Below are 4,948 nucleotides of genomic sequence, written 5' to 3'. Positions count from 1 at the left end.
CCATGCGCCCCGACGCCGAGCTTTTTGGCTGGTGGATCGCCGACCTGGTGCTGGCGCAAAGCCTGCGCTGGCCGCGGCCGCTGCCGCTGTTGATGACGCAGGCTTTTGGCCCGGCCTTCCGCACCGAGGGCGGCGGCAAGCGCATCCGACCGGGCGAAAAGGGCTTTGAGCCCGCGGTCTGCGTTGCGCTGGTTCAGGCAGCGGCCGAGGCCTGCCGGCTGGCCAGCGAACTGTCGCGCCGCGCCGAAAAACTCCTGGCGGTGGCGCCAAAACTGCGCGCCAAAGGCGCCGGCGATGTGATTTTTTTGCTCCTGAATGAAGATGCCGTTTCCGGCTCGCTTGTGACAAAGAACCTGTCGCGCTTTGCGGCGCGCCGCCTGTTTGAACGGCTGCAACAGCTCGATGCCGTGCGCGAGCTGTCGGGTCGCACCAGCTTCCGGCTGTTTGGGCTCTAGCGATGAGCGAAGCGTCCGCCCGTCGCAAGCCGAACGAACAGCCTGTGCTGCTCGACACGGAACTGGACCACCTGCCGCCGGAGCTGCGCTGGCGCGAATGGATGGGCCGCGTCGAAGCTGTAATCTTTGCCGCAAATGAACCGGTGACACGGAGTGTCCTCGCGCGAGTGGTGGGAAGAAACTGCAACATCGAGCTGATCATTGATGACATCCGCACCGAGCTCGCCGGTCGCCCCTACGAACTGGTCGCGGTCGCCGGCGGTTGGCAGCACCGGACCAAAAAGGCTTTTGGGGACGTCATCCGCAGTGCATTTGGCACTGCCGGGCAGGAGGCGAAAGAATTATCGCAGGCGGAGGCTCTCGTGCTGATGTGCATTGCCTATTTCCAGCCGATCACGCGTGGTGAGCTGTCGTCCTTCTTCGGCAAGGAAGTGTCACGCGATCTGATAGGCATTCTGCGCGGGCAGGACCTCATCGCCTCGGGGCCGCGCAGCCCCACTCAAGGCGCGCCCTACACCTATGTGACGACGAAAACCTTTCTGTCGCAGTTCGGGCTCGACACGCTGCGCCAGCTGCCGGATTTCGAGGCGCTCGAGGATGCCGGGCTGTTGTCGAAGGAGAAGCTTTTGGCCGGGGATATTCCGGCCGGGTTGGCTAATAGGGAGGGCGACGACGATGTCGTCGAAGAGCAGGTGTCGTGAGCGGGCGTTGTCGCGTTGCGACCACAGACACGGTCAATGACTCAGGACCAGGACGACTGGTCGTGCGGCAGCCGGTCATCGGGATCGTGAACCGCGACATGATCGCCGTCGACAAGATTGGCCGGAAAGATCACCAGATTGGTGCCGCCGGCGTGACGCAGCGACGGGAACAGGATGCCGCGAAGCCCGGCCGTGATGATCAGGTCCGCAAGCTTCCACGATGGCGGGATCTTCTTGTCGATGCGAGCGACCTGGCGCCAGGCACAATCCCATTCCTGCCAAGCGCCATCCCAGATGTCCGGGTCGAATCCCTGCGAAAGGTCGGCCACCTGGCCGAGCGTGATCTTGTAGGCGGCAAGCGTTGCCGGCGGGGTGATGCTGGCGCCCTGCTTGTATTCCTCCAGCGCTGTCTGCGTCGAACGGGACAGGTAAAGCGCTTCGATGCCGGGCCGGTTGAAACGACCGCCGTCCATCGCCGCGCCTGCACCGCTGATGGGCATGAAGGCCCATTTGGGTGTCAGGTAGCGATGGAAGATCTCGTCCGGCCCGACGCGGGTGAGCTTCACCCGCGCGCCCCGTTCTCGAGATCCCGGATAAAGGCCAGGACTGCTTCGACCTGGCCGTCCGCCACAAGTTCGGCAGCCGTGCGATGGCCATAATCGGCGATCGGTTCATTGCGATACCAGTAGATTGCCTTGTCCACGTCGCCGGTGAGCTCCGTCGCGGCCGAGATCACCTTCACCATCTCGCGCATCCGGCCCTGCAGGCGCTCCGATGACGGGTTGCGGAGCGTGTTGCGGTGGACGCCGGTCAACTGGGCCAAATTGGCAACCTTCACGCCCAGCGCCTCCGACAGGCGCTTCGGCGAGATATAGGGTGTGCGCGGCTCCTGCAGGCTATCGACAAAGCCCGAGATCACCGTGGAATGTGCTAGCTGTGTGTGGGCCATGACAATTCTCCGACCTCTCATAAGCACAATATATGCACATTTTAACGCATAGCAAGTGAACAGTGGCTTGGCGCCTCCCAGCGACCTGTTGGTCCTTCCTCATCCTCTTAGCGGTTGCCGGCTGGCGGCAGCAATGCTTCGCAATGTCGGACGTTGAGATCAGATTTGCCGCGTGCCAGATGCCGACATCAGGGAACTCTTATAAGTCGGGGGTAATTCGCCCGCAGAAGTCGATCGGCGTATCGCGCATCTTCCCTCGAGTCGGCGCTTGTCCCGCGGGATCAGGATTCTCGCTGGTGCCACCAGCGTGAGGCCACAGCGTTGCGTTCAGCCATCTATGATGCTCGACTACGCCTGCAGAAGAAGACCAGTCTATCACTCCAACATGTGCCCGCCCTTTTGAGATGAAGCCGCTAACACTCCTTCGATTCGATGCTCTGGCCTCCTACGCCCGCGCCCCTAGGGCTCGCCTCATCGGCGATGAGGTTGCTTGGTATGAGCATAGCGACGAGCGCGTCTTGGGGATGATCGTTCGCGACAAAGCCGACGGCGATTTCGGCGGCATGGTGTTCGGCCGAGACCGGCGTGGTCGATTTCGTTGGATATCGGCTACTCCGGGCTGGCACCACAGCATTCATCGGTGCCGCGTCGACTTGAGGCGCGAAATGGAGCGCCAAGCCCATTTACCCGACGAAGAGTATTTCCAGGCTGACGAGAGGGGCGCTCCCGTGGATTTCTTCACGCCCGTCGTACAAGTCCATTCCCTCAACCCGGCGTTCGTTTCCTTGAGTGATGCGCTGGGCTACTCCTCTGCCCGAGGCATCATCGAACCAATGATGCGCTGGTACGAAGACGCGGATGGCAACTTCATCGAGCAATTCCAGACGACCGGGTTCGACGCACGCATCTGGGAATTGTACCTGTTCGCCGCATTCACAGAGCTCAGCTACGAGATTGGGCGCATCCATGCCGTTCCCGACTTCTGCTGTGCGAGTCCGTTCGGCGAATTCAACGTAGAGGCAGTGACTGCCAATCCCACTCGCGACAAGCAAGGCAATGTCGTTCCCGAGCCGCCGCTGGAAACAGTTGAGCAGCAGATCGCCCATCTAAAGGACTACATGCCGATCAAGTTCGCTGGCCCGCTGACCGGCAAGCTCAAGAAGAAGTACTGGGAGAAGGAGCACGTGGCAGACCGACCGTTGCTCTTCGCGATTCAGGACTTTTCGTCTCCGGCTTCGATGACCAGGACCAGCAGTGCGCTCCAGCGCTACCTCTACGGTTACGACTATGAATGGGTCCACGACGCTAACGGAAAACTTGTAATAACCCCGCAACCCCTGGAATGGCATGTATGGGGCGAGAAAAAGGTCGAGTCGGGGTTCTTCAGGTTGCCGGATGCCGAACAGGTCTCAGCCGTCCTCTTCTCCAACAGCGGCACCATTTCCAAGTTCGCTCGAATGGGCGCGCTGGCTGGATTCGGTTCCGAGTTGGTGCAAATCGTGCGCATGGGGACGTGGATGAACGCAGACTCCAATGCAGCAGAGCCGCTGCTACTGAGCCAAAACATCCGTGACCCTAGGTACCGGGAAAGTTGGGCAGAGGGCATCTCGATCTTTCACAACCCGCGCGCTCTAAAACCTCTTGACCCACGGCTGCTACCGGGCGTCGCCCATCATTGGCTAGAGGAGGATGGGACGCTTCGCTCACAGATACCATCCGATTTCCCATTGGGGTCGTTTACCCAACTTCTTGTGCCCGAGGGGACAGAGACATCAGTGCTGGGTGCCGAACCGCTCCAATCCGCTTAGTTCTTGCGTGAACGCGAAAGCTGACTGTCTGGCGCTGGTGACCGAAAGCTGCCGTTCTAAGCGACTATTCAATCAGACTTAGAATGAATCGCGCCGCTTCCGCCTGTGGTCGAGACTATAGAGCGGCATCGAGCCAGCCAGCCGGCCGGGCTTGGCAAGTTGCTTCTTCCGCTCTTCGATGCCGATCGCGAAGGATATGTAGAATAGTGCGGATCGCGCCATCTGCATGACGCGGACCGCCTTGGCTTCGAGTTCGTCACTTCCTACGGCGATGCCGAAGCCATTGTTGCTCGTCCCGTTGATCACGAATGGCTTGGCCCACCCCACGCTCACCCGTAGATAGGTGTGCTCCAGCGCATTGCGGATGCCGTGCAGCTCCCGGGCATCGGCCGCTGTGGTCTGCTTGAGTTGATCGTCAAACAGCTCTTTCGACAACCAAAAGAGGCCGCGCAGTGGCAGATTGTCCAGCTTCTGGAACTGTGGCAGCAAGCGCGCCTTGTTCTCGACCATCCACACGTTCTTGAAGCTGATCCTGTCCGGCGCCTTGCCTAGACCCCAGTAGCGATCAACGAGAAAGGCGACCTTGTCGAGCAGCGAATAGGCGGTGCGGAAGGCCGTGCGGACCCGCTCACTGGCCAATGAATATAAGGGATAGTCAAGCGTGTCGGTGAGCGCGACGCCGCGGTCAGAGAAATGGACTCTCGTGCTGCTCATCCCCTCGAATAGCATAAAGCGCGCGGACGCATATTCCTGCTTCATCTGACTGAAGATGCCGACGATCGGAGGAGGTAAATGGCCGTCGGGGCGTTCGCCGAATTTTTCGGTTAGAGCCGGCAGCATCAGGTCGTCGGTCGCTGCGGCCAAATGCGGTCCAAGATCGTTCAAGGGGCACAGAAAGAGACGGTGCTCTAGGTGTGAGCTTTCGGGAGGTTGTCCATTCGGACCGGACCGAGGAGACTGGAGTTACCAGGCTTCAGTACAGATCGGAGGGTCCGAATGAACATCCACAAGAATGCCCGTCTGACGCCGCTGCGT

At 60.5% G+C, this 4,948-nt stretch carries 6 protein-coding genes; 3 read left to right on the top strand and 3 right to left on the bottom strand.

Features of this window, described 5'->3' with window-relative positions; genetic code table 11:
- Both O7A61_RS30960 and scpB read left to right on the top strand, forming a co-directional pair.
- The coding region (locus O7A61_RS30960; RefSeq protein ID WP_337132987.1) for a DUF1403 family protein at nucleotides 1-455 on the top strand (455 nt) is incomplete at its 5' end.
- Nucleotides 456-457: 2 nt separating this feature from the next.
- Nucleotides 458-1,156 (top strand): SMC-Scp complex subunit ScpB, encoded by a 699-nt coding sequence (gene scpB, locus O7A61_RS30955; RefSeq protein WP_337132986.1) that lies wholly within the window; start codon nucleotides 458-460, stop codon nucleotides 1,154-1,156.
- Between the two features lie 41 nt (nucleotides 1,157-1,197).
- Here the strand turns inward: scpB and O7A61_RS30950 are convergent, their stop codons facing one another.
- Entirely contained in the window at nucleotides 1,198-1,722 is a 525-nt protein-coding gene (locus O7A61_RS30950) for an RES family NAD+ phosphorylase (protein ID WP_337132985.1), read from the bottom strand.
- Complete coding sequence (locus O7A61_RS30945) at nucleotides 1,719-2,105, bottom strand: hypothetical protein (RefSeq protein ID WP_337132984.1); 387 nt, start codon at nucleotides 2,103-2,105, stop codon at nucleotides 1,719-1,721. Before O7A61_RS30945 ends, O7A61_RS30950 begins: the two co-directional genes overlap by 4 nt.
- A 524-nt stretch (nucleotides 2,106-2,629) precedes the next feature.
- On the opposite strand from O7A61_RS30945, the gene O7A61_RS30940 reads away from it, so the two are divergent.
- Nucleotides 2,630-3,913, top strand: a complete 1,284-nt coding sequence (locus O7A61_RS30940) for a hypothetical protein (protein WP_337132983.1) — start codon at nucleotides 2,630-2,632, stop codon at nucleotides 3,911-3,913.
- Between the two features lie 78 nt (nucleotides 3,914-3,991).
- Here O7A61_RS30940 and O7A61_RS30935 read toward each other — a convergent pair whose 3' ends face one another.
- Nucleotides 3,992-4,777: an LA2681 family HEPN domain-containing protein gene (locus O7A61_RS30935; RefSeq protein ID WP_337132982.1), complete on the bottom strand. Its 786-nt coding sequence runs from the start codon at nucleotides 4,775-4,777 to the stop codon at nucleotides 3,992-3,994.
- Between the last annotated feature and the right edge of the window lie 171 nt (nucleotides 4,778-4,948).

The organism is Mesorhizobium sp. Cs1321R2N1 (genome assembly GCF_037179725.1).
Lineage (GTDB): Bacteria > Pseudomonadota > Alphaproteobacteria > Rhizobiales > Rhizobiaceae > Mesorhizobium > Mesorhizobium salmacidum.
The sequence above is the reverse complement of the archived record's forward strand: the minus strand, read 5'-3'. Positions and strand labels throughout refer to the sequence as shown.